We start from the raw sequence: 684 nt of genomic DNA on the forward strand, positions 1-684 counted from the left end.
TCGAACGGCACGGCGTGTTCCATGAGGTTGCCGTCGTTGGCGATCAAGTGGAACGGCACGCGGGTATAGGACAGGCCGGAACCTGCCGGGCCGGGGTATTCACCACCGGTGCCGACGACTTCACGCACCAGCGCGATCCTGAAGTAGCGCGACACCGAGCCATTGAGGATGCGGAAGCGATAGCTGCGCGCACGCACGTTCAGGCGCGGCTGGTACTGCCAGTTGACCAGGAGCTGATCGCCGAGGAAACCGTCGGTGTTGAACGGGTTGAACCACAGTTGGCCATTGGCGTCCCAGGCCTTGTCGGCCAGCATCAGGTTGACGTCATAGTCGCGGTTGCCCCAGGGCAATGCCGAACCGCTGGGCAGGCGCAGGTTGACGCCGTCTTGCAGCGCTTCGTTGCCACGATCCATGGCGCTGTAGTAGTTCATCATCACCGCGTTGCCCTTGTAGACGTTCTGCGCGGTGAAATCGAGCATGTGGTCGTGGAACCAGTGGGTGCTCATGGTTTCGCGCCAGTCGCCACGGATCTTGATGCTGCCGTTGTTGCAGGTCTTGAGGCCCGGCGTGGCATCGTTGACGAACAGGGTTTCGCCCGGGGCGCAGGGGAACGCCGCGCGCGGATCCTGAGCGCTGGTGTTGATGGTGTCGTAACCGGCCAACTGGATCGGCCAGCGATAGTCG

Annotated in this window: 1 pseudogene; it reads right to left on the bottom strand. The window is 62.9% G+C overall.

Annotated elements, in window-relative coordinates:
* Positions 1 to 684, bottom strand: a pseudogene (locus BSF44_RS29240) (copper oxidase); the annotation flags it as partial.

The sequence above is a fragment of the Pseudomonas sp. ACN8 genome (genome assembly GCF_002303925.1).
In the GTDB taxonomy this organism is placed as follows: Bacteria; Pseudomonadota; Gammaproteobacteria; order Pseudomonadales; family Pseudomonadaceae; genus Aquipseudomonas.